34 protein-coding genes are annotated in these 19,860 nt (G+C 30.3%); 32 read left to right on the forward strand and 2 right to left on the reverse strand.

The window, feature by feature from the left end:
• The first annotated feature begins 64 nt into the window (after positions 1 to 64).
• From rpsL to AC8GER_RS02195, 31 genes are read left to right on the forward strand one after another with little or no spacing between them, the layout of a single operon-like run.
• Positions 65 to 436, forward strand: coding sequence for a 30S ribosomal protein S12 (gene rpsL, locus AC8GER_RS02045; RefSeq protein ID WP_017943901.1), 372 nt, complete (start codon positions 65 to 67; stop codon positions 434 to 436).
• Positions 437 to 438: 2 nt separating this feature from the next.
• Positions 439 to 909: a 30S ribosomal protein S7 gene (gene rpsG / locus AC8GER_RS02050; protein WP_017943902.1), complete on the forward strand. Its 471-nt coding sequence runs from the start codon at positions 439 to 441 to the stop codon at positions 907 to 909.
• A 4-nt stretch (positions 910 to 913) separates the two neighbouring features.
• A complete protein-coding gene (gene fusA / locus AC8GER_RS02055) occupies positions 914 to 2,989 on the forward strand; it encodes an elongation factor G (RefSeq protein WP_506598294.1) in 2,076 nt (691 codons plus the stop codon).
• Positions 2,990 to 2,992: 3 nt separating this feature from the next.
• Positions 2,993 to 3,301 (forward strand): 30S ribosomal protein S10, encoded by a 309-nt coding sequence (gene rpsJ, locus AC8GER_RS02060; protein ID WP_017943904.1) that lies wholly within the window; start codon positions 2,993 to 2,995, stop codon positions 3,299 to 3,301.
• A 3-nt stretch (positions 3,302 to 3,304) separates the two neighbouring features.
• Positions 3,305 to 4,093, forward strand: a complete 789-nt coding sequence (gene rplC / locus AC8GER_RS02065; RefSeq protein WP_506598295.1) for a 50S ribosomal protein L3 — start codon at positions 3,305 to 3,307, stop codon at positions 4,091 to 4,093.
• 4 nt (positions 4,094 to 4,097) lie between these two features.
• The gene (rplD, locus tag AC8GER_RS02070; RefSeq protein WP_029167800.1) at positions 4,098 to 4,724 is read left to right on the forward strand and encodes a 50S ribosomal protein L4; all 627 of its coding nucleotides are present in this window, start codon (positions 4,098 to 4,100) and stop codon (positions 4,722 to 4,724) included.
• A complete protein-coding gene (gene rplW, locus AC8GER_RS02075; protein ID WP_506598296.1) occupies positions 4,721 to 5,023 on the forward strand; it encodes a 50S ribosomal protein L23 in 303 nt (100 codons plus the stop codon). The genes rplD and rplW overlap by 4 nt, the downstream gene beginning before the upstream one ends.
• Before the next feature lie 2 nt (positions 5,024 to 5,025).
• On the forward strand, positions 5,026 to 5,853 hold the full coding sequence (gene rplB, locus AC8GER_RS02080) for a 50S ribosomal protein L2 (RefSeq protein ID WP_017969429.1): 828 nt from the start codon (positions 5,026 to 5,028) through the stop codon (positions 5,851 to 5,853).
• 2 nt (positions 5,854 to 5,855) lie between these two features.
• Complete coding sequence (rpsS, locus tag AC8GER_RS02085; protein ID WP_506598297.1) at positions 5,856 to 6,161, forward strand: 30S ribosomal protein S19; 306 nt, start codon at positions 5,856 to 5,858, stop codon at positions 6,159 to 6,161.
• A complete protein-coding gene (rplV, locus tag AC8GER_RS02090; RefSeq protein ID WP_506598298.1) occupies positions 6,148 to 6,528 on the forward strand; it encodes a 50S ribosomal protein L22 in 381 nt (126 codons plus the stop codon). The genes rpsS and rplV overlap by 14 nt, the downstream gene beginning before the upstream one ends.
• Positions 6,528 to 7,226: a 30S ribosomal protein S3 gene (rpsC, locus tag AC8GER_RS02095; protein ID WP_506598299.1), complete on the forward strand. Its 699-nt coding sequence runs from the start codon at positions 6,528 to 6,530 to the stop codon at positions 7,224 to 7,226. The genes rplV and rpsC overlap by 1 nt, the downstream gene beginning before the upstream one ends.
• A complete protein-coding gene (rplP, locus tag AC8GER_RS02100) occupies positions 7,210 to 7,626 on the forward strand; it encodes a 50S ribosomal protein L16 (protein WP_017943912.1) in 417 nt (138 codons plus the stop codon). Before rpsC ends, rplP begins: the two co-directional genes overlap by 17 nt.
• Positions 7,626 to 7,817, forward strand: coding sequence for a 50S ribosomal protein L29 (rpmC, locus tag AC8GER_RS02105; protein ID WP_029016565.1), 192 nt, complete (start codon positions 7,626 to 7,628; stop codon positions 7,815 to 7,817). Before rplP ends, rpmC begins: the two co-directional genes overlap by 1 nt.
• Positions 7,817 to 8,053: a 30S ribosomal protein S17 gene (gene rpsQ / locus AC8GER_RS02110; protein ID WP_506598300.1), complete on the forward strand. Its 237-nt coding sequence runs from the start codon at positions 7,817 to 7,819 to the stop codon at positions 8,051 to 8,053. The genes rpmC and rpsQ overlap by 1 nt, the downstream gene beginning before the upstream one ends.
• Entirely contained in the window at positions 8,054 to 8,422 is a 369-nt protein-coding gene (gene rplN / locus AC8GER_RS02115; protein ID WP_017943915.1) for a 50S ribosomal protein L14, read from the forward strand. It begins immediately after the preceding gene.
• Positions 8,419 to 8,730 carry a 50S ribosomal protein L24 gene (gene rplX / locus AC8GER_RS02120; RefSeq protein WP_506598301.1) on the forward strand — a complete coding sequence of 104 codons (312 nt, stop codon included), beginning with the start codon at positions 8,419 to 8,421 and terminating at the stop codon, positions 8,728 to 8,730. Before rplN ends, rplX begins: the two co-directional genes overlap by 4 nt.
• Complete coding sequence (gene rplE / locus AC8GER_RS02125; protein ID WP_506598302.1) at positions 8,727 to 9,365, forward strand: 50S ribosomal protein L5; 639 nt, start codon at positions 8,727 to 8,729, stop codon at positions 9,363 to 9,365. The genes rplX and rplE overlap by 4 nt, the downstream gene beginning before the upstream one ends.
• Entirely contained in the window at positions 9,366 to 9,671 is a 306-nt protein-coding gene (gene rpsN, locus AC8GER_RS02130) for a 30S ribosomal protein S14 (protein WP_506598303.1), read from the forward strand.
• 9 nt (positions 9,672 to 9,680) lie between these two features.
• Positions 9,681 to 10,076 carry a 30S ribosomal protein S8 gene (gene rpsH, locus AC8GER_RS02135; protein ID WP_506598304.1) on the forward strand — a complete coding sequence of 132 codons (396 nt, stop codon included), beginning with the start codon at positions 9,681 to 9,683 and terminating at the stop codon, positions 10,074 to 10,076.
• A 3-nt stretch (positions 10,077 to 10,079) separates the two neighbouring features.
• Positions 10,080 to 10,616 carry a 50S ribosomal protein L6 gene (gene rplF / locus AC8GER_RS02140; RefSeq protein WP_506598305.1) on the forward strand — a complete coding sequence of 179 codons (537 nt, stop codon included), beginning with the start codon at positions 10,080 to 10,082 and terminating at the stop codon, positions 10,614 to 10,616.
• A gap of 2 nt (positions 10,617 to 10,618) precedes the next feature.
• Complete coding sequence (gene rplR / locus AC8GER_RS02145; RefSeq protein ID WP_506598306.1) at positions 10,619 to 10,957, forward strand: 50S ribosomal protein L18; 339 nt, start codon at positions 10,619 to 10,621, stop codon at positions 10,955 to 10,957.
• A gap of 3 nt (positions 10,958 to 10,960) precedes the next feature.
• Positions 10,961 to 11,458 (forward strand): 30S ribosomal protein S5, encoded by a 498-nt coding sequence (rpsE, locus tag AC8GER_RS02150; protein WP_506598307.1) that lies wholly within the window; start codon positions 10,961 to 10,963, stop codon positions 11,456 to 11,458.
• Between the two features lie 4 nt (positions 11,459 to 11,462).
• Entirely contained in the window at positions 11,463 to 11,939 is a 477-nt protein-coding gene (gene rplO, locus AC8GER_RS02155; protein ID WP_506598308.1) for a 50S ribosomal protein L15, read from the forward strand.
• A 5-nt stretch (positions 11,940 to 11,944) separates the two neighbouring features.
• Entirely contained in the window at positions 11,945 to 13,255 is a 1,311-nt protein-coding gene (secY, locus tag AC8GER_RS02160) for a preprotein translocase subunit SecY (protein ID WP_506598309.1), read from the forward strand.
• Positions 13,255 to 13,908 (forward strand): adenylate kinase, encoded by a 654-nt coding sequence (locus AC8GER_RS02165; protein ID WP_506598310.1) that lies wholly within the window; start codon positions 13,255 to 13,257, stop codon positions 13,906 to 13,908. Before secY ends, AC8GER_RS02165 begins: the two co-directional genes overlap by 1 nt.
• Before the next feature lie 55 nt (positions 13,909 to 13,963).
• Positions 13,964 to 14,344 (forward strand): 30S ribosomal protein S13, encoded by a 381-nt coding sequence (gene rpsM / locus AC8GER_RS02170; protein WP_029167761.1) that lies wholly within the window; start codon positions 13,964 to 13,966, stop codon positions 14,342 to 14,344.
• Between the two features lie 4 nt (positions 14,345 to 14,348).
• Positions 14,349 to 14,822: a 30S ribosomal protein S11 gene (gene rpsK / locus AC8GER_RS02175; RefSeq protein WP_506598311.1), complete on the forward strand. Its 474-nt coding sequence runs from the start codon at positions 14,349 to 14,351 to the stop codon at positions 14,820 to 14,822.
• A gap of 24 nt (positions 14,823 to 14,846) precedes the next feature.
• The gene (locus tag AC8GER_RS02180) at positions 14,847 to 15,860 is read left to right on the forward strand and encodes a DNA-directed RNA polymerase subunit alpha (protein ID WP_029167763.1); all 1,014 of its coding nucleotides are present in this window, start codon (positions 14,847 to 14,849) and stop codon (positions 15,858 to 15,860) included.
• 5 nt (positions 15,861 to 15,865) lie between these two features.
• On the forward strand, positions 15,866 to 16,306 hold the full coding sequence (gene rplQ, locus AC8GER_RS02185) for a 50S ribosomal protein L17 (RefSeq protein ID WP_017969411.1): 441 nt from the start codon (positions 15,866 to 15,868) through the stop codon (positions 16,304 to 16,306).
• A gap of 7 nt (positions 16,307 to 16,313) precedes the next feature.
• Positions 16,314 to 16,694: a fluoride efflux transporter CrcB gene (gene crcB / locus AC8GER_RS02190; RefSeq protein WP_506598312.1), complete on the forward strand. Its 381-nt coding sequence runs from the start codon at positions 16,314 to 16,316 to the stop codon at positions 16,692 to 16,694.
• A complete protein-coding gene (locus AC8GER_RS02195) occupies positions 16,694 to 17,623 on the forward strand; it encodes an RluA family pseudouridine synthase (protein WP_506598313.1) in 930 nt (309 codons plus the stop codon). Before crcB ends, AC8GER_RS02195 begins: the two co-directional genes overlap by 1 nt.
• Here the strand turns inward: AC8GER_RS02195 and lipB are convergent.
• A complete protein-coding gene (gene lipB, locus AC8GER_RS02200) occupies positions 17,602 to 18,222 on the reverse strand; it encodes a lipoyl(octanoyl) transferase LipB (protein WP_506598314.1) in 621 nt (206 codons plus the stop codon). The two genes, AC8GER_RS02195 and lipB, sit on opposite strands and share 22 nt — an antisense overlap.
• Complete coding sequence (panC, locus tag AC8GER_RS02205) at positions 18,222 to 19,031, reverse strand: pantoate--beta-alanine ligase (protein ID WP_506598315.1); 810 nt, start codon at positions 19,029 to 19,031, stop codon at positions 18,222 to 18,224. Before panC ends, lipB begins: the two co-directional genes overlap by 1 nt.
• Positions 19,032 to 19,055: 24 nt before the next feature.
• Here panC and AC8GER_RS02210 point away from each other — a divergent pair, with 24 nt between their 5' ends.
• Positions 19,056 to 19,859, forward strand: coding sequence for a sugar phosphate nucleotidyltransferase (locus tag AC8GER_RS02210; RefSeq protein ID WP_506598316.1), 804 nt, complete (start codon positions 19,056 to 19,058; stop codon positions 19,857 to 19,859).
• The last annotated feature ends 1 nt before the right edge of the window (position 19,860 follow it).

A 19,860-nucleotide genomic window follows, 5' to 3' on the forward strand; every position in this document is an offset into this window, starting at 1 on the left:
TACCAGATTTTAGGTTTCGACCTTATTTTCTATCCTTAAATTATTAAAATTTTTTTAAAAATTTATGCCAACGATTAATCAACTCGTAAAACGAGGAAGAGTTAAACCAAAAGTAAGGAACAAAGTTCCTGCACTAGAAGCATCACCTCAAAAAAGAGGAGTGTGCACTAGAGTTTATACAACCACTCCTAAAAAACCTAACTCAGCATTACGAAAAGTTGCCAGAGTTCGTTTGTCTAACGGTTTTGAAGTTACTAGTTATATTCCAGGAGAAGGTCATAATTTACAAGAGCACTCAGTAGTCATGATTAGAGGAGGAAGAGTAAAAGATTTACCAGGTGTTCGTTATCATACTATTCGAGGAGTTCTCGATACTCAGGGCGTTACAAAAATGAAACAACAAAGATCTAAATACGGAGCAAAGAGACCTAAATAATTATGTCACGAAGAAGAAAACAAACAAAGAGAGATGTAAGTCCAGATCCCGTTTATAAATCTAAAGTTGTTACTAAATTTATGAATTCTTTAATGTATCAAGGAAAAAAAACAGTAGCTGAAAAAATTTTATACAAAACTCTTGAATTAATTAAAGCTAAAACGAATGATGATCCAATCAAAGTTTTTAATGATGCACTTAAAAATGTAAAACCAAATTTAGAAGTTAAATCTAGAAGAGTTGGAGGAGCAACATATCAAGTTCCAGTAGATGTAAGAGCTGATAGAGCGCAAGCTTTAGCAATTCGTTGGTTAATAGATGCTTCAAGAAAAAGAACAGATAAAAGCATGCAGGAAAAATTACTTAAAGAATTATTAGACGCGGCATCTAACAAGGGATCAGCAATAAAAAAAAGAGAAGACACTCACAAAATGGCAGAAGCAAATAAAGCTTTTGCGCATTTTAGATGGTAAATTTATGAGCGAAAAATATTCAATAGATAAATATAGAAACATAGGTATCGCCGCCCATATTGATGCTGGCAAAACTACTACTACAGAAAGAATTTTATATTACACAGGTAAAGCACATAAAATTGGTGAAGTGCACGATGGTGCTGCAACTATGGATTGGATGGAGCAAGAACAAGAAAGAGGAATTACAATTACCTCTGCAGCAACAACTTGTTTTTGGAAAGGTCATAGAATTAATATTATCGATACGCCAGGACACGTTGATTTCACCATTGAAGTTGAAAGATCATTAAAAGTTTTAGACGGAGCTGTTGCTTGTTTCGATGGAGTTGCAGGTGTTGAGCCTCAATCTGAAACAGTATGGAGACAAGCGGATAAATATAAAGTTCCAAGAATTTGTTTTGTTAATAAATTAGATAGAACCGGAGCCAATTTTTTCATGTGTGTTGATATGATTAAAGAGCGTTTAGGAGCAATTCCTATGGTACTTCAGCTTCCAATCGGCATTGAAAGTACATTCAAAGGAGTCGTTGATCTTGTTACAATGAAAGGTGTTGTTTGGTTAGATGAAAGTTTAGGAGCAAAGTTTGATTATGTTGAAATTCCAGCGGATCTTAAAGAGCAAGCAGTAAAGTACAGAAAAGAATTAGTAGAGCTTGCTGTTGAGCAAGATGAAAAAGTAATGGAAAATTATCTTAACGGTAAAGATCCATCGGAAGCAGAATTAAAAGCATGTATTAGAAAAGGAACTATTTCTTTTGCTTTTGTTCCAATAATTTGTGGAGCTGCTTTTAAAAATAAAGGAGTTCAATTAATTTTAGATGCAGTAGTAGATTTCTTACCAAGCCCTAAAGATGTTGGGCAAGTTAAAGGTGTTAAGCCAGACACAGAAGAAGAGTTAATTAGAAAATGTACTGATGAAGAGCCTTTTTCTGCTTTGGCATTCAAAATAGCAAACGACCCATTTGTTGGATCGTTAACATTTATTAGAATTTACTCAGGAACATTGTCTACAGGCACAGGCGTTCTGAATGCGACAACTGGAAAAGAAGAAAGAATTGGCCGTATGTTATTAATGCATGCAAACAATAGAGAAGATATTAAAACAGCAAGCGCTGGAGATATTGTTGCGTTAGCCGGTCTTAAAAATACAATTACAGGACATACTCTTTGTGACAAAAATAATCCAATTGTATTAGAATCTATGGATTTTCCAGAACCAGTTATTGAAATTGCAGTTGAGCCAAAAACAAAGAATGACCAAGAAAAAATGGGTGAAGCTCTTAACCGTTTAGCAAAAGAAGACCCTTCATTTAGAGTTTCCTCAGACAATGAATCTGGACAAACAATTATTAAAGGAATGGGTGAGTTACACCTCGAAATTATTGTGGATAGAATGAAAAGAGAATTTAAAGTTGAAGCGAATATTGGAGCTCCTCAAGTTGCTTACAGAGAAACTATTACCTCAGCTGGCAAACTTGAATACACTCATAAAAAACAAAGCGGTGGAGCTGGGCAGTTTGCTAAAGTTAAATTAGCTGTTGAACCTCTTACTCAAGGGGAAGGTAGAATTGTTGAGAATTTAATTAAAGGTGGATCAATCCCAAGAGAATTTATCCCAGGAGTTGAAAAAGGAATTTTAAGCGTTGCAGATTCAGGAGTGTTAGCTGGCTTTCCATTATTAGATTATAAAGTTCAAATCTTAGACGGATTACATCACGAAGTAGATTCTAGCCCTTTAGCGTTTGAATTAGCAGCAAGATATTGTTTTAGAGAATTATGTCTTCAATCACATCCAAAACTTTTAGAACCAATTATGAAAGTTGAAGTAGTGACACCAGAAGATTACATGGGTGATGTTATTGGTGATTTAAATAGCAGAAGAGGTCAAGTTGGATCAACTGATAAAAGAGGAAATGCCGCTGTCATTAATGCAATGGTTCCACTTGCAAACATGTTTGGTTACGTAAACACTTTAAGATCAATGTCTCAAGGTAGAGCACAATATACGATGCAATTTGATCATTATGATCGCGTTCCTCAAAACGTTCAGGACGAAGTTACAAAGAAAATGGCTTAAATTATGGATAAACAGAATATTAGAATTAAACTGAGAGCGTATGATCATAAAGTTTTAGATCAATCTACTATTGAGATTGTAAATACAGCTAAAAGAACTGGAGCTCAGGTAAGAGGGCCAATTCCACTTCCAACACGAAAAGAAATTTTTACAGTATTAAGATCTCCTCACATTGATAAAAAAAGTAGAGAGCAGTTTGAAACAAGAACACATAAACGAATGATAGACATTCTAGATCCAACTCCTCAAACAGTTGAAGCGTTAATGAAATTAGATCTAGCTTCAGGAGTGGACGTGGAAATTAAAATTTAAATTATGACTTTAGGTTTAATAGGTAAAAAAATTGGGATGACAAGAAGATTTTATGAGAATGGTCAATCCGTTCCTGTAACTGTTCTTCATGTTGAACCAGGTAAAGTTGTTGATGTTATCACTAAAGAAAAACGTGGTTACAGCGCCGTACTAGTTGGTTTTGGACATATTAAAAATTCAAAAGTAACAAAGCAAATGAAAGGTGTTTTTGCAAAAAAATCTTTAGAACCTAAAAAAATTTTAAAAGAATTTAGAGTAGATACAGATAGTGATTTGAAATTAGGCTCAGACGTAGATTTAAATATTTTTAAAGATATAAATTTTGTGGACATTAGATCAAAAACAATTGGAAGAGGTTTTGCCGGAGTTATGAAAAGACATAATTTTGCAGGATTAAGAGCAACTCACGGTGTTTCAGTTTCTCATAGATCTCATGGTTCTACCGGTCAAAGACAAGACCCGGGCAGAGTGTTTAAAGGTAAAAAAATGGCTGGTCATATGGGTGATAAATTTAGAACAGTTGAAAGATTAGAAATTATTGAAACGGATTTAGAAAATAATTTATTATTTGTTAAAGGTTCAGTTCCAGGAGCCAAGAATGCTGTAGTTGAAATTAATAAAGCAGTTAAAGAAAGAAACAAAAGAACTATGAAAGATACCATTCAAGCTTTCAAAGATGATATTGCTGAAGGATTAAAAGAGAAATCGAATAAAAAAGAAAAAAGCGCAGAAACAAACAAAAAAGATGCCAAACCAGCAGCAGCAGCAGCGCCTGCAGCGGAGAAAAAGTAATTATATGAAAATAAAAGAATTGGGAATTGATGGAAAAGATGTTGGGAATATTGAAGTTTCTGACAATATTTTTTCGTTAAAACCTAGAAAAGACATTATAAAAATGGTTGTTGATTGGCAAATCAGTCGTCACTCAAAAAAAACTGGTTATACAAAAACTAGAGGAGAGGTTGCCGGATCTAGAAAAAAAATTGGACCACAAAAAGGATCTGGAGGAGCACGACATGGTAATATTACAGCTCCAATTTTTGTTGGCGGTGGTATTGCGCACGGTCCAAAGGCAAAGGGAAAGCATAGAGTTAAAAGATTAAATAAAAAAGTTAGAAAGCTAGGGTTAAAACACGCTTTGTCTAGCAAAGTTTTAGACAATAAAATTAACATTTTATCAGATAAAGATTTTAAAAATTTTAAAACAAAAGATTTTAGTAAATTTTTATCAAAAATTAATTCAAAGAGTGCATTGTTAATTTATGATAATGAAAATGAAGTCTTATTAAATAACGTAAAAAATATTAAGAACATTAAAAATATTCCTGAGATTGGAACAAATGTTTATGATATTTTAAAATATCAAAATGTTTTATTTACTCATTCTTCAATTAAAAAACTTCAAGAAAGATTATTAAAATGAAAAAAAGAGCTGATAATTTCTCATACGATATTATTCTTGAGCCTGTAGTGACTGAAAAATCTACAAATTTAAGTTCATTAAATAAAGTAGTGTTTAAAGTTGCGCCTTTTGCAACCAAAGCAAATATTAAAAAAAGTATTGAAAAACTTTTCAAAGTTAACGTTATTAAAGTGAATACTATTAATCTTCATCCAAGATTTAAAATGGTTAGAGGAAGAGTTGCAAGAACCTCAGGCTACAAAAAAGCTATTGTTACTTTAAAAAAAGGACAATTAATTGATATTACAACTGGAATATAAAAATGACTTTAAAAACATATAAACCTTATACAAAATCTACTCGAGGCACAATTATCCTGGATAGAACAGGTCTTTGGAAAGGCAAGCCTGTTAAATCTCTGACCTCAGGAATTAATGGCTCATATGGAAGAAATAATTTAGGAAGAATTACATCTAGACATCGTTCAGCTGGACATAAGAAAAAATATAGATTTGTAGATTTTAAAAGAAATAAGTTTGATATGCCCGCTACAGTAATTCGTTTTGAATACGATCCTTATAGAACAGCTAATATTATGCTTGTTGAATATGAAGATAAAACTCAGAGCTATTTAATTGCTCCACAAGACATTAAAGTTGGTACCAAAATCCATTCCGGAAGAAAAAAAGATATAGAAATTGGGAATTGCATGCCTTTGATAGATATCCCTCCTGCAACTGTTGTTCATAATGTTGAAATGAGACCAGGCAATGGGGCGGTATTAGCTAGATCAGCTGGCACTTCTGTCCAAATTATGAGTCATGACCAAGATTACACAACATTAAAATTAGCCTCAGGCGAAGTAAGAAGAGTACAAAGTTTATGCAAAGCAACAATTGGTGCTGTATCAAATCCTGATCAAAAAAATATTAAAATTGGTAAAGCTGGAAGAAGCAGATGGTTAGGAGTTAGACCACAAACAAGAGGTATAGCAATGAACCCTGTAGATCACCCACACGGAGGAAGAACTAACGGAGGAAGACATCCTGTTACTCCTTGGGGTATCAAAACTAAAGGTAAGAAAACTAGAAAAAATAAAAATACAGACAAGTATATTATCTCAAGAAAAAAGAAGAGAGGTATTAATTAATTATGAGTAGATCAGTCTGGAAAGGTCCTTTTGTTGAATTAAGTTTAATGAAAAAAGTACAAAAGCATAAAGATCAAAATATTAAAAAACCAATTAAAACTTGGTCAAGAAAATCTACAATTATTCCAGAATTTATTGGAATGACTTTTGAAGTTCATAATGGAAAAAAATTCTTCCCAGTGACTATTACAGATGAAATGATTGGTCACAAACTAGGGGAGTTTTCTGCTACAAGACAATTTTTTGGACATACGCCAGCTGATAAAAAAGCTGCTCCAACAACTGAGAAAAAAGATGCAAAAAAATAAAGATTTAAATCAAGTAAAAGCAATTTACCGAAACTTAAGATCAAGTCCGCGTAAAATTAATAATATCTTAAAAAGCATTAGAGGAAAGAATGCTAATGTCGCTATGAGAGATTTAGAATTTACAGATAAAAGAGTAGCTAGTGAGATCAAAAAAACTTTAAAATCAGCAATTGCTAATGCTGAGAATAACAATCAATTAGATATTGATAATTTGATTGTAAAAGAAGCGTACGTTGGAAAAGGAATTACATTAAAACGTTTCATGCCTAGAGCAAGAGGAAGATCTGCAGGAATTAAAAAACATTTTTCTAATTTAACAATCATTGTTTCGGAAAACAAAAAAACTCCGGCGGAGGCCGCTAAATAATGGGACAGAAAGTTAATCCAATTAGCTTTAGATTAAGCATTAATAAAAACTGGGATTCAATGTGGTTTGCAAAGAAAAAAGAATATGGACAATATTTAATCGAAGACTTTAAAATTAGAGAATACATTCACAAAAATCTTAAAAATTCTGGTATTTCAAAGATCTTTATCGAAAGACCAACTAAAAAATGTATCGTAACAATCTTTACATCAAGACCAGGTTTTGTAATTGGAAAAAAAGGTTCTGATATTGATAAAATTAAAAATAATCTTAATAAAATCTCAAGTTCAGAAGTTTCAGTAAATATTAAAGAAATCAGAAAGCCGGAATTGGATGCTTATTTAGTTGCAGAAAACGTAGCTCAGCAACTTGAAAAACGAATTGCATATAGAAAAGCTATGAAAAGAGCGATGCAATCAACTCTTAGATTGGGCGCTAAAGGAATTAAAGTAACTGTTGCTGGAAGATTAGCAGGAACTGAGATTGCAAGAACAGAATGGTTAAGAGAAGGCAGTATACCACTTCATACATTAAGAGCTGATGTCGATTATGGAGAAGCAGAAGCTACAACTACTTATGGAATTATAGGAGTTAAAGTTTGGATTTATAAAGGTATCGTGTTTGAAAAAGATAAGAAAAAAAAAGATGATGCTGAAATTAAAAATATAAACGAGAAAGAAAATGTTACAGCCAGCTAGAACAAAATATAGAAAAGCTTTTAAGGGCAAAATTCATGGTGTCGCTACACGTGGAGCTGAATTGAATTTCGGATCATTTGGATTGAAAGCAACAGAACCTAACAGAGTAACTTCGAAAGAAATCGAAGCTGCTAGAGTTGCTTTAACTAGACATATGAAAAGAGCAGGTAGAGTTTGGCTTAGAATTTTCCCAAATATTCCTGTAACAAAAAAACCAATAGAAGTGAGAATGGGTAAAGGTAAAGGTGGATTAGAGTATTACGTATTTAGAGTAAAACCAGGAAGAATTATTTTTGAAATCGATGGTGTTGATGAGATAGTGGCGAAAGAAGCTTTTGAGAGAGCTCAGGCAAAATTATCTATAAAAACAAAAATGGTTAAAAGATTAGGAACGCAATAATGAAAACTAAAGAAATAAAAAAATTAACTCAGGATCAATTATTTTCTGAATTGGAAAAATTAAAAAAAGAACAATTTAATATCCGATTTAAGAAAAAAAATGGTCAAGTAACAAATACATCGTCTATTAAAACTAATAGACGCTCTATTGCTACAGTTAAAACTTTTATTAATTTAAACAGAGCTAAATAATGGTTAAGAGAATTTTAAAAGGAAAAGTTGTAAGCGACAAAAGCAACAAAACTATCGTTGTTGAAGTTAGTAGAAGATTTGTTCATCCAAAATACAAAAAAGTAATGACAACTTATAAAAAATATCATGCTCACGATGAAAAAAATAAATCTAAAGTTGGCGATATGGTTTCTATTGTAGAAAGCAAACCAATATCTAAACTTAAACGTTGGACAGTTGTTGGAGGTGATAAATAAATGATTCAGGTACAAACAGAATTATTTGTTGCTGATAATACGGGAGCTCGAAAAGTAGAGTGCATTAAAGTATTAGGCGGATCCAAGAGAAGATATGCAACAATAGGAGATATTATTGTTGTTTCAATTAAAGACGCTATTCCAAAAGGAAAAGTCAAAAAAGGCGATGTTCATAAGGCAGTAATCGTTAGAACAAGAAAAGAAATTAAAAGATTAGATGGTACTTCAATAAAATTTGATGCCAATGCTGCAGTTTTAGTGCAGCCAAATGGCGAGCCTATTGGAACAAGAATTTTTGGACCAGTAACAAGAGAATTAAGAAATAAAAACTTTATGAAAATAATTTCTTTAGCGCCGGAGGTTTTATGATTAAATTAAAAATTAAAAAAGGAGATAATGTAAAAGTAATTACAGGGGACGACAAAGGCAAAACTGGAAATGTAATAAAAGTATTTCCTGAGGTTAGAAAAGTTTTAGTTAAAGGTATTAATGAAAAGAAAAAACATCAAAAACCAACAAGAGAAAAAAAAGGTGGAATTATTACTGTTGAAAGACCAATTGACATATCAAACGTTGTTAAATTATCTGACGCAAAAGTAGAGAAAAAAGTTGAAAAAAAAGAAGAAACAAAAAAGACTGCAAAAGACGAAAAACCAAAAACAAAGAGTAAAAAATGAAGTTAATACCTAGATTAAAAGAGAAGTACATAAAAGAGATAGTACCTACATTGTGTAAAAATTTGTCTTTTAGTAATAAAATGCAAGCCCCAAAATTAGTTAAAATTGTTTTAAATATGGGCCTTGGATTAGATGGAACTGATAGTAAAATTTTGAAAAGCGCAGAAGAGGATCTTTCCGCTATTGCCGGTCAAAAAGCTCAAGTTACAAAATCTAGAAAATCTATTTCTAATTTTAAAACTAGAGTAGGAATTCCTCTAGGTTTAAAAGTTACTTTAAGAAAAGATCAAATGTATTTCTTTTTAGATCGCTTAGTAAATATTGCATTACCAAGAATTAAAGACTTCAGAGGTTTAAATCCTAATAGTTTTGATAGTGAAGCTAATTATAGTTTTGGTGTTAAAGAACATATTATATTTCCAGAAGTTAACTTTGATAAAGTAGATAAAATTAGAGGTCTAGATATTACTGTTGTGACAACTGCAAAAACTAAAGATCAAGCTAAAATGTTGCTTGATAGTTTTAATTTTCCATTTGCTAAAGTTGGAATATTTTCAGCAGATAAGAAAAAAGTTAAAAAAGACGACGATAATGAAAAAGGAAAAGATAAAGAAAAAAATAAGGAGCTAAATTAAATGGCAAAAAGAAGTTCAATCGAGAGAAATTTAAAAAGAGTAAAAATGGCTAAGAGATTTGAAAACAAAAGATCGAAGCTAAAAAAAATTATTATGAATAAAACTATATCTTTGAATGAGAGATTTTTAGCTAGCTTAAAACTTTCCAAAGTTCCAAGAAATTCAGCAAAAAATAGAGTTAAAAATAGATGTGAAATAACAGGAAGATCACGTGGTTATTATAGAAAATTAAGAATGTCCAGAATTGCACTTAGAAAATTTGCTTCTAGTGGAAAAATTCCAGGCATGACGAAAGCTAGCTGGTAAGGAGGAAATATGAAAATTACAGATCCCATTGGAGATATGATAACAAGAATAAGAAACGGACAGATGCGCGGCTTAAAAAAAGTATCAGTTCCTGGTTCTAAATTAAGAAAAGCAGTTTTAGATGTTCTGCAAAAAGAAGGATTTATTCAAGAATATACTGTCTCAAAAGAAAAAAGTTTTGAGACAATAGAAATTAATTTGAAATATATGTACGGGGATCCAGTTATTAAAGAGATTGAAAGAGTTTCAAGACCTGGAAGAAGAATATATTCCAGATCAGAAAGTATTCAAAAAGTTCAAAATGGATTGGGAATATCTATTATTTCTACTTCAAAAGGAATTTTCTCTGATAACGAAGCTAGAGAAAAAAAACTAGGCGGGGAGGTCCTTTGTAAGGTTTCTTAAGATATGTCAAAAATCGGAAAAACACCTATTATATTACCATCTGGAGTTACTGTTAAAGTTGAGAATAATAAAGTTATTATTCAAGGCGCTAAAAGTAAAAAAGAACTAGTTGTAGATCAAAGTATTTTAAAAGTATTAGTTGCTGATAATAAAGTTTCTCTTGAGCCCGTTGATAAAAAAAATGCAAATAAAGTTACTTGGGGGCTGCATAGAAGTTTAATTAATAATGGTATTATTGGAGTTTCAAAAGGATTTGAAAAAGATTTAAAACTTACAGGCGTTGGTTTTAGAGCTGCCTTGCAAGGCAAAAAGATAATTTTTCAATTAGGATTTAGCCATGACGTTCATTATGACATTCCAGAAGGCATCGAAATAGCCATAGACAAACAAACAGCAATAAAAGTTAAAGGTATTGATAAAGAATTAGTAGGAAAAGTATGTGCTGATATTAAATTTTTAAAACCAGTTGAACCCTACAAAGGAAAAGGAATAACTTCTACTGATCAATTTGTTTTAAGAAAAGAAGGTAAAAAGAAATAATTATGGCTAGCGATATTAAAAGACAGACTAGAACTAGAGGAAAAATGAAAAAGTACAATCCTACAGGATTGCGACTTACTGTTTTTAGATCTTTAAAAAATATTTACGCTCAAGTTATTGATGATGCTAAAAATCAAACTTTAGTTTCAGCGTCTTCAGTTGAAAAAGCTATGGATAAGAAGAAAAAAATGGAATTATCAATTGAAGTTGGAAAATTGGTAGCAAAAAGAGCTTTAGAAAAAGGAATTAAAGAAGTTTATTTTGACAGAGGCAGATATAAGTATCATGGTCGTATTAAAGCAGTAGCGGAATCTGCAAGAAAAGAAGGATTAAAATTTTAATTTATGAATACACAATCAGAACTTAAAGAAAAATTAGTTGCGATTAATCGAATTACTAAAGTAGTAAAAGGCGGAAGAAGATTTGGGTTTGCAGCATTAGTTATTGTTGGAAATCAAAAAGGCTTAGTAGGTTATGGGCATGGTAAAGCAAAACAAGTTCCAGACGCAATTAAAAAAGCATCAGAAGAAGCAAAAAGTTCATTAGTTAAAATTCCATTAAGAGAAGGAAGGACAATACACCATGACACTTATGGCAAAAGTGGAGCTGGAAAAGTTCTTCTTAGAAGTGCTCCGGCTGGAACAGGAATTATTGCTGGCGGAGCTATTCGAGCAATATGCGAAATGTTAGGTATGCAAGATGTTGTTGCAAAATCAATTGGTTCATCTAATCCATATAATGTTGTTAGAGCATGTATGTTAGCGTTAACAAAACAAAGATCTCCTAAAGATATTTCTATACTTCGTGGTAAAAAAATTAGTGAAGTTGTAGCGAGAAGATAAAATTATGAAATTAAACACATTAAACGTTTCACTTTATAAAAAAGGAAAAAGATACGGCAGAGGAATAGGCTCTGGAAAAGGAAAGACTGCTGGACGAGGTGTTAAAGGTCAGAAAGCAAGATCTGGTGTATCTATTAAGAGTTTTGAAGGAGGTCAAATGCCTCTTTACAGAAGACTACCTAAAAGAGGGTTTAATGCAATTATAAAGAAACATTCTTACGATCAAATGATTATTAACTTAAATGATATTCAGCATTTAATAGAGAAGAAGAAGTTAGACACAAGTTCTAAAGTTACATTAGACAGTCTTAGAAAAGTTAAAAATATTAAAAATAATTTTAAAAGATTAAAAATTTTAGGTAATGGTGAAATTAAATCAAAAATACAAATAGAGGCACATCAAATCAGCGCATCTGCTAAAACGAAAATTGAAAAAGCAGGCGGTAGCGTTAATTTATTGAAACAAGCAGAGGCTAAATAGTTTTCATGTCTAGTTCTTTTGGGTCTGTAGAATCCTTAAAGCCAAATTCGTCTTTAGACGATCTTAAAAGAAGAATTTTTTACACTTTATTTATTTTAATTGTTTATAGATTCTGCACATACGTTCCGTTGCCAGGAATTGACGCGCAGGCATTAAAAGGTTTGATATCCGATAATCAAAGATCATTACTTGGAATGTTTAATCTTTTTGCTGGCGGAGCTGTATCGAGAATGGCCATTCTTGCATTAGGAATTATGCCTTACATTTCTTCATCAATTATCATTCAATTATTAACTGGTGTCACAGATTATTTTAAAAATTTAAAAAATTCAGGAGAAATTGGAAGAAAAAAAATCACTCAATACACTAGATATGGCACAGTTCTTTTAGCATTAGTGCAAGGATATGGAGTAGCTGTTAGTTTGGAAAATTCTCAAGGGATTGTTTTAGAAGCAGGATTTTATTTTAGATTAGTAACCACAATAACGTTGTTAACAGGAACAATGCTTTTAATGTGGCTTGGAGAACAAATCACAGCTAGAGGCATCGGCAATGGTATATCATTGATTATTTTTGCAGGAATTGTTGCTGAAATTCCAGGAGCATTAGCTTCTACTTTTGAACTAGGAAGAACAGGAGCGATTTCTGCTGGAGTTATATTAGTTATTATAACTATTCTTATTGGCGCCATATACTTTATTGTTTTTGTAGAACGTGCTCAAAGAAAAATTTTAATTCATTATCCTAAAAGGCAAGTAGGGAATAAATTGTATGGTGGAGATGCTTCTCATCTTCCTTTAAAAGTTAATACGGCCGGCGTTATCCCTGCAATTTTTGCTTCAGCACTTTTAATTTTACCAATTACAATTTCAAATTTTACTTCGTCTTCAAATGAAATTGTCGTTGGAATTACCTCTATGCTAGGTCAAGGAAAGCCGCTGTATATGATTATTTATGCGGCTGGTATAATATTTTTCTCATTTTTTTATACTTCGATAATTTTTAATCCAAAAGAGACAGCAGAAAATTTAAGAAAGTATGGCGGGTTTGTTCCTGGAATAAGACCAGGAGAGCAGACAGAACAATTTATAGATCAATTACTTTTAAAGTTAACGGCCATTGGATCTTTATATTTAGTTTTAATTTGTTTATTACCAGAATTAATTATCGCAAATTATCCAATTCCATTTTATTTAGGTGGGACTTCACTTCTTATCGTTGCTGTAGTTGCTATGGATACAGTTGCCCAAGTACAAACTAGACTAATGAGCCAGCAATATGAGAGCTTAATTAAAAAAACAAAATTTAATCGTTAATGAATCTCGTAATTTTTGGCCCTCCAGGCGCAGGAAAAGGAACACAGTCATCAAAATTAGTAAAAGAATTTAATTTATTTCAGTTATCAACAGGCGATTTACTTAGAGATGAAGTAAGTAAAAAAACTGATTTTGGTAATAAAATTGAAGAAATTATGAAATCTGGAGGATTGGTTTCTGATGAAATTATCAATAATTTAATTGAGAATAAAATTTCTAATCCGGAGTATAAAAACCGAATAATATTTGATGGCTTTCCAAGAAATATTGAACAAGCAAAAAGCTTAGACAATTTATTAAAAAAATATAATCAACAAATGAGTTTGGCACTTAATTTAAAAGTAGATAATGAAATTTTAGTTAAGAGAATTACCGGCAGAGTTACTTGTTCAGCATGCAACAGAACATTTAATACTTTTTTTGATCCTCCAAAAAATTGTGACTTGAAAGAGTGTGGACAAAGAAAACTTATTACAAGATCTGATGATAATGAAGAGACAATTGTAAAAAGATTAAAAACTTATGATGAAAAAACTTTTCCAGTCTTAGATTATTACTTAAAAAAAGGAATAATGAAAAATATAGACGGAATGCAGGAAATCAATGCGATAAGTGACCAATTATTTACAATAATCCGTGCCGTACGCAGTTGACTTTGATAGCTTGATTCATATAATCGCATTTTTTCAAAAAATAGACTTTTAATTTATGGCTCGTATAGCTGGAGTAAATATTCCTCAAAATAAAGTTGTTAAAACAGCTCTTACTTATATTCATGGTATTGGTGATAAAATAGCAAATGACATTTGCAACGAATTAAAAATTGACAAACGTAAAAGAACAAACGCTCTCACAGACGATGAAGTTTTAAAAATTAGAGAATTTATTGATAGTAAATATTCAGTTGAAGGAGATCTTAGAAGAAACGTATCCTTAGACATTAAAAGACTAAAAGACTTAGGAACTTACAGAGGATCAAGACATAGAAAAAGACTTCCAGTTAGAGGACAAAGAACACATTCCAATGCAAGAACAAGAAAAGGTAAGGCCATTGCAATAGCAGGAAAAAAATTAACTAGTATGAAATAATTAAATGGCCGAAGATAAAAATATTAAAGATAAAAAACCAAAAACTGAAGGTGCTGCAGCACCAGCAAAAGATGCTAAGCAAGATGGTGGAATAAAAAAAAAAATTAAAGTTAAGAAAAAAGAGAAAAAGAATGTTGTAAATGGAAATGTTTACGTAAATGCAACTTTTAACAACACTATTGTTACTATTACTGACAAACAAGGTAATGTAATTTCGTGGTCTTCTGCAGGATCAAAAGGATTTAAAGGTTCTAGAAAATCAACTCCCTATGCAGCACAAGTTGCAGCCGATGATGCGGCGGGGAAAGCATTAGAGCATGGATTAAAAAATATTACAGTTGAAGTAAAAGGGCCTGGTTCAGGTCGAGAAACTGCTCTTAGAGCATTACAGGCTAGAGGTTTTAAGATCACCTCTATTAAAGATATGAGTCCTATGCCGCATAATGGCTGCAGGCCTCCAAAGAAAAGACGTGTTTAACAATAACTAAATAGGAGAAGTAACTTGATAGACAAAAATTGGAAAGAACTTATAAAACCATCAAAATTAAATATTACACAAAGTGATGACAAAAAACATGCAAAAATTATCGCTGAACCTTTAGAAAAGGGTTACGCTTTAACTTTAGGAAATGCATTAAGAAGAGTTTTGTTGTCTTCAGTTCAAGGTACAGCTGTAACAGCTATTCAAATTGATGGAGTGCTACATGAATTCTCATCAATTGACGGCGTTAGAGAAGATGTTACTGATATCGTTCTTAACGTTAAGGCTTTAGCTTTAAATTTAAAAACTTCTGGACCAAAAAAATTAATTTTAGATGCAAAAGGACCTGGTGAGATTAAAGCAAAAATGATCGCTCCAAATTCAGATATTGAAATATTAAATCCTGATTTAGTAATTTGCAATTTAGATGAAAAAACTAAATTTCATATGGAGTTAACGGTAAATACTGGAAAAGGTTATGTTCCTGCAGACAGGAATAAAGCTAGTAATTCCCCATTAGGATTAATAGCAATTGACGCTGTTTTTAGTCCAGTTAAGAGAGTTTCTTATAACGTATCTAATGCAAGAGAAGGATTAACATTAGATTATGATAAATTGACTATGGAAGTTGAAACAAATGGATCTGTAACAGCAGAAGATTCAGTTGCTTTTGCAGCTAGAATTTTACAAGATCAGTTAGCAATGTTTGTAAACTTTGATGAACCAGTTGCAACAATTCAAGAGAAAAAACCTTCAGAGCCAGAATTTAATAGAAACTTACTTAGAAGAGTTGATGAATTAGAACTGTCTGTAAGATCAATGAATTGTCTGAAAAATGACAATATTATTTATATTGGAGATTTAGTTCAAAAGAGTGAAAGTGAAATGCTAAGAACTCCTAATTTTGGAAGAAAATCTTTGAATGAAATTAAAGAGGTTCTTACAACAATGTCATTGTATCTTGGAATGGAAGTTCCAAATTGGCCACCAGAGAATATCGCTGAACTTTCTAAAAAATTAGAGGATAACTATTAACAACAATGAGACACAAAATTGCTCATAGAAAATTAAACAGAACTTCAGAGCACCGAAAAGCTTTGTTTAAAAATATGCTTAATTCTTTAATTAAGCATGAGCAAATTAAAACAACTCTACCCAAAGCAAAAGAGTTAAAGCCATTAATTGATAAAGTTATAACTATTGGAAAAAAGAAAGATTTATCAGCTAGAAGATCTTTAATTTCAAAATTACAAGATGAAGATTCAGCAGAAAAATTAATTACAGTTTTATCTAAGAGATACGAAAATAGAAAAGGTGGTTATTCTAGAATTATTAGAACTAGAAATCGTTTTGGTGATAATTCAACAATGGCTTACATTGAATTGGTAGACAAAGACTTTAATGCAAAAGGACAAGATTCAGGTCCAGTTCAAAAAAAACCTGAGCAACCAAAGGAAGAAGCTCAGCAGCTAAGTAAATAAACAATTAATGAAGTCTTATTTATTAATTGCTTTATTTGGTGCTTTCGGAACGTTAGCAAGATTTTCAGTTATACAAATCACCCCAAAAATTTTTCAAACTATTTTTCCAATTGGAACTCTTGTAGTAAATTTATTAGGATGTTTTTTAATTGGTTTGGTTTCAGGAACGTTAGATACAAAATTCATATCAATAGATGAAAATTTTAAAAATTATATTACAATAGGATTTTTAGGAGGTTTCACAACATTCTCTTCTTTCTCTCAAGATTTTTTTAATCTTATTAATAGTTCAAATTATTTATTAGCTTTTATTTATATTTTTATTTCAGTTTTTTTTGGTTTATTGACGTTTTATTTAGGGGATAAGTTTATTCATATTATTTCATAATGGAACCTAAGCATATTTTTAAAATTGAAGAGGATTTTGAAAATATTCGTCTCGATAAATGGTTTAAAAAAAAAATTAAACCATTACCGCAGTCATTAATTGAAAGAACTTTAAGAAAAGGAAAAATTTTAGTTAATGGGAAAAAGGCTAAAAGCTCTTACAAAATACAGATAAATGATGAAATTAAGATATATGCGGATATTGACAATGATGACAAAATAATTAAAAAAAAATTTTCATATTTACCATCAAAAAAAGATTACGATTTAGTAAAAAATAATATTTTATTTGAAAATGAGCATTATCTTGTCTTAAACAAACCTTACAACTTAGCTGTACAATCGGGGACAAAAACAGGAAAAAATATTTTTGATATATTAAAAAACTATTCAGAAACAGAATATCTAACACCACATTTAGTTCACAGATTAGATGTGGAAACAACGGGAATTTTAATTATTAGTAAAACTCATAAAAGTGCAAAATTTTTCTCAGAAACTTTTAAAAATCAAACTATAAAAAAAAGTTATTTAGCGGTAGCAGATGGGGTTTTAGAAAATAAAAGTGGAACTTTAAAAAATGAACTTAGTTATGTTGAAAATAATAAAGAAAAAATACATTTATCTATTACTAATTATAAAGTTATTTCTGAGACAAAAGACTACTCTTTGTTATTGTTAAACCCAGAAACAGGCAGAAAACATCAGTTAAGAAGACAATTAAGTTTTATTAAACATCCTATCTTAGGAGAAAAAAAATATACGAATAAAGGCTTAAACAAATCAAAGGAACTTCATTTAATGCTTCATGCTTGTAAAGTAGAGTTTATAATAAACAGTAAAAAAATAATTCATCATGCTGAACCTCCTTTGTATTTTCAGAATTTTTGCAAGGAACAGAAATTAACTTACGAATTAAATAATTTATAAAAATTATCTTTTATAGATTTATTAATGTTTTCGTCACTTGGAATTGAACGTAGATCAGAGATATTAATTATTCCTTTGTTTGATATCCCACAAGGAACTATTCCACGATAATCAGTTTTATTCACATTAACATTAAGAGAAAACCCATGATACGCAATCCATTTTTTAACTTTAATTCCAATAGCGGCAATTTTATTTTCTTCACTATTATTATTTACCCAAATGCCGATATTTTTAGGATCAGCAAATGATGAAATATCAAAATCTTTAAGAATAGAAATAATCCAATTTTCAATATTACGAACAAATTTTTTTATTTCTTTGTCACGTTTATTAAGATTTATAACAAAATAAACTATTTTTTGCCCAGGGCCATGGTAGGTAAATTTTCCTCCTCGATTTGTTTCAACTACAGGAAATAAATTAGGCTCTAATAAATCTTTATTAGATGCGCTTATACCTTTTGTATAAACTGAATCATGTTCTAATATCCATATAAGTTCTTCTTCTAAGTTGGCATGAACTTTTTCTACCCTTTGTTCCAAAAAATCCATTGCATTTTTATAAACAATAGGTTTGTGTGATATTTTAATTTCCATTAAAAGTTATCAATCAATCTTACTCCATTTAAATGATATGCTATAAATACCCTGGTACTAAGTGATGGTTTATTGGTTTTTTTTAATTGTTTTAAATTAAATGCAGACAAATAATCTATTTTTTTAGCACCAAATTCTTTTATTTTATTTATAAAAAGTGAGTTATTTTTAGACTTTATAATTTGATTTTTATTTTTTTTTAAAAAATTAATTATATCTCCAGCTACATTTAATGATTTTTGATCTAAAAGTTTATTTCTAGAGGATAAGGCGACACCATTTTTAGCTCTAATAGTATCACAGGGTACAACTTTTATTTTTGAATCAATACTTTCTAGGTATTTTTTAATAATAATTAATTGTTGATAGTCTTTTTTTCCAAGGAAAAGATAATTAGTTTTAATACGACTTAATAGTCTTTTTACAACTTCAATTACACCTTCAAAATGTCCAGGTCTAAATTTTCCTTCCATAAATTTTTTAAAATAATGTATTTTATTTTTAATAATTATTTTTTTTTCAGGATAAATATCTTTTTCTTGAGGTAAATAAACATAATCTACTTTATTTTTTTTACAAATTTTTAAGTCTGTTAAAATAGTTTTAGGATATTTTTTATAATCTTTTTTATTGTTAAATTGAAATGGATTAACAAATATACTTACTATTGTTAATAATTTTTTCTCTTTTGATTTTTTTATTAACGAAACATGACCATCATGCAAGCATCCCATAGTTGGGATAAAGCCAATTTTTTTTTTATTTAATAACTCTAAAGTTATTTTATTTGCTGTTTTAATTATTTTCATTTAAGAAATTAACTATAATATTTAATGATAAAAGAAGCGATAATACCATTAGCTGGTTTAGGCACAAGGCTTCTACCATTTACCAAAATACTTCCAAAAGAACTGTTACCCTTAGGAAAAAAAACTATTTTGGAACATATTTTGGATGAATGTTTGGATGCGGGTATAAAAAAAATTATCTTAGTAATTTCGAAAAAGAAAACAGTTATTAAAGATTACTTTTCACCTGATCATTATTTATTAAATTATTTAAAAAAAAAAAAAGATTATAAATCAATTCAAAAACTAAAAATTTTAGATCGTTACAGAAATAAACTTACATTTGTATATCAAAATTCTCCAAAAGGTCTTGGAGATGCCGTGCTGGCAGCTAAATCAGTAATCAAAAATAAATTTTTTCTTTTAGTTTTGCCAGACGATATTATTATTAAAGAAAATTGTTCAAAAAAAATAATTAATATTCATAATAAATATCATTCTTCAGTTATAGCTTCTAAAAAAGTAAAAAACTCCGAAGTATCAAGATATGGAATTATAAAATATTCAAAAAAGCTTAATAATAATTTATTTATCAGCGATTTGGTTGAAAAGCCTAGTTTAAAAAATACTCCATCTAACTATGCAATTATAGGAAGATATGTTTTGCCATCAAAAATAATTTCTTCACTAAAGAATACTAAAAAGGGTTCCTCAGGAGAAGTTCAGATTACAGATGCAATGAAAAGTTTAATTTATGACAATAATAAATTTGTAGCACATATATTTTCTGGAACATATTTAGACTGCGGAACTATTAATGGATATAATAATTCATTAAAAAAAATCTAAT

The organism is Fontibacterium abundans (SeqCode) (assembly GCF_965235095.1).
Lineage (GTDB): Bacteria > Pseudomonadota > Alphaproteobacteria > Pelagibacterales > Pelagibacteraceae > Fontibacterium > Fontibacterium abundans.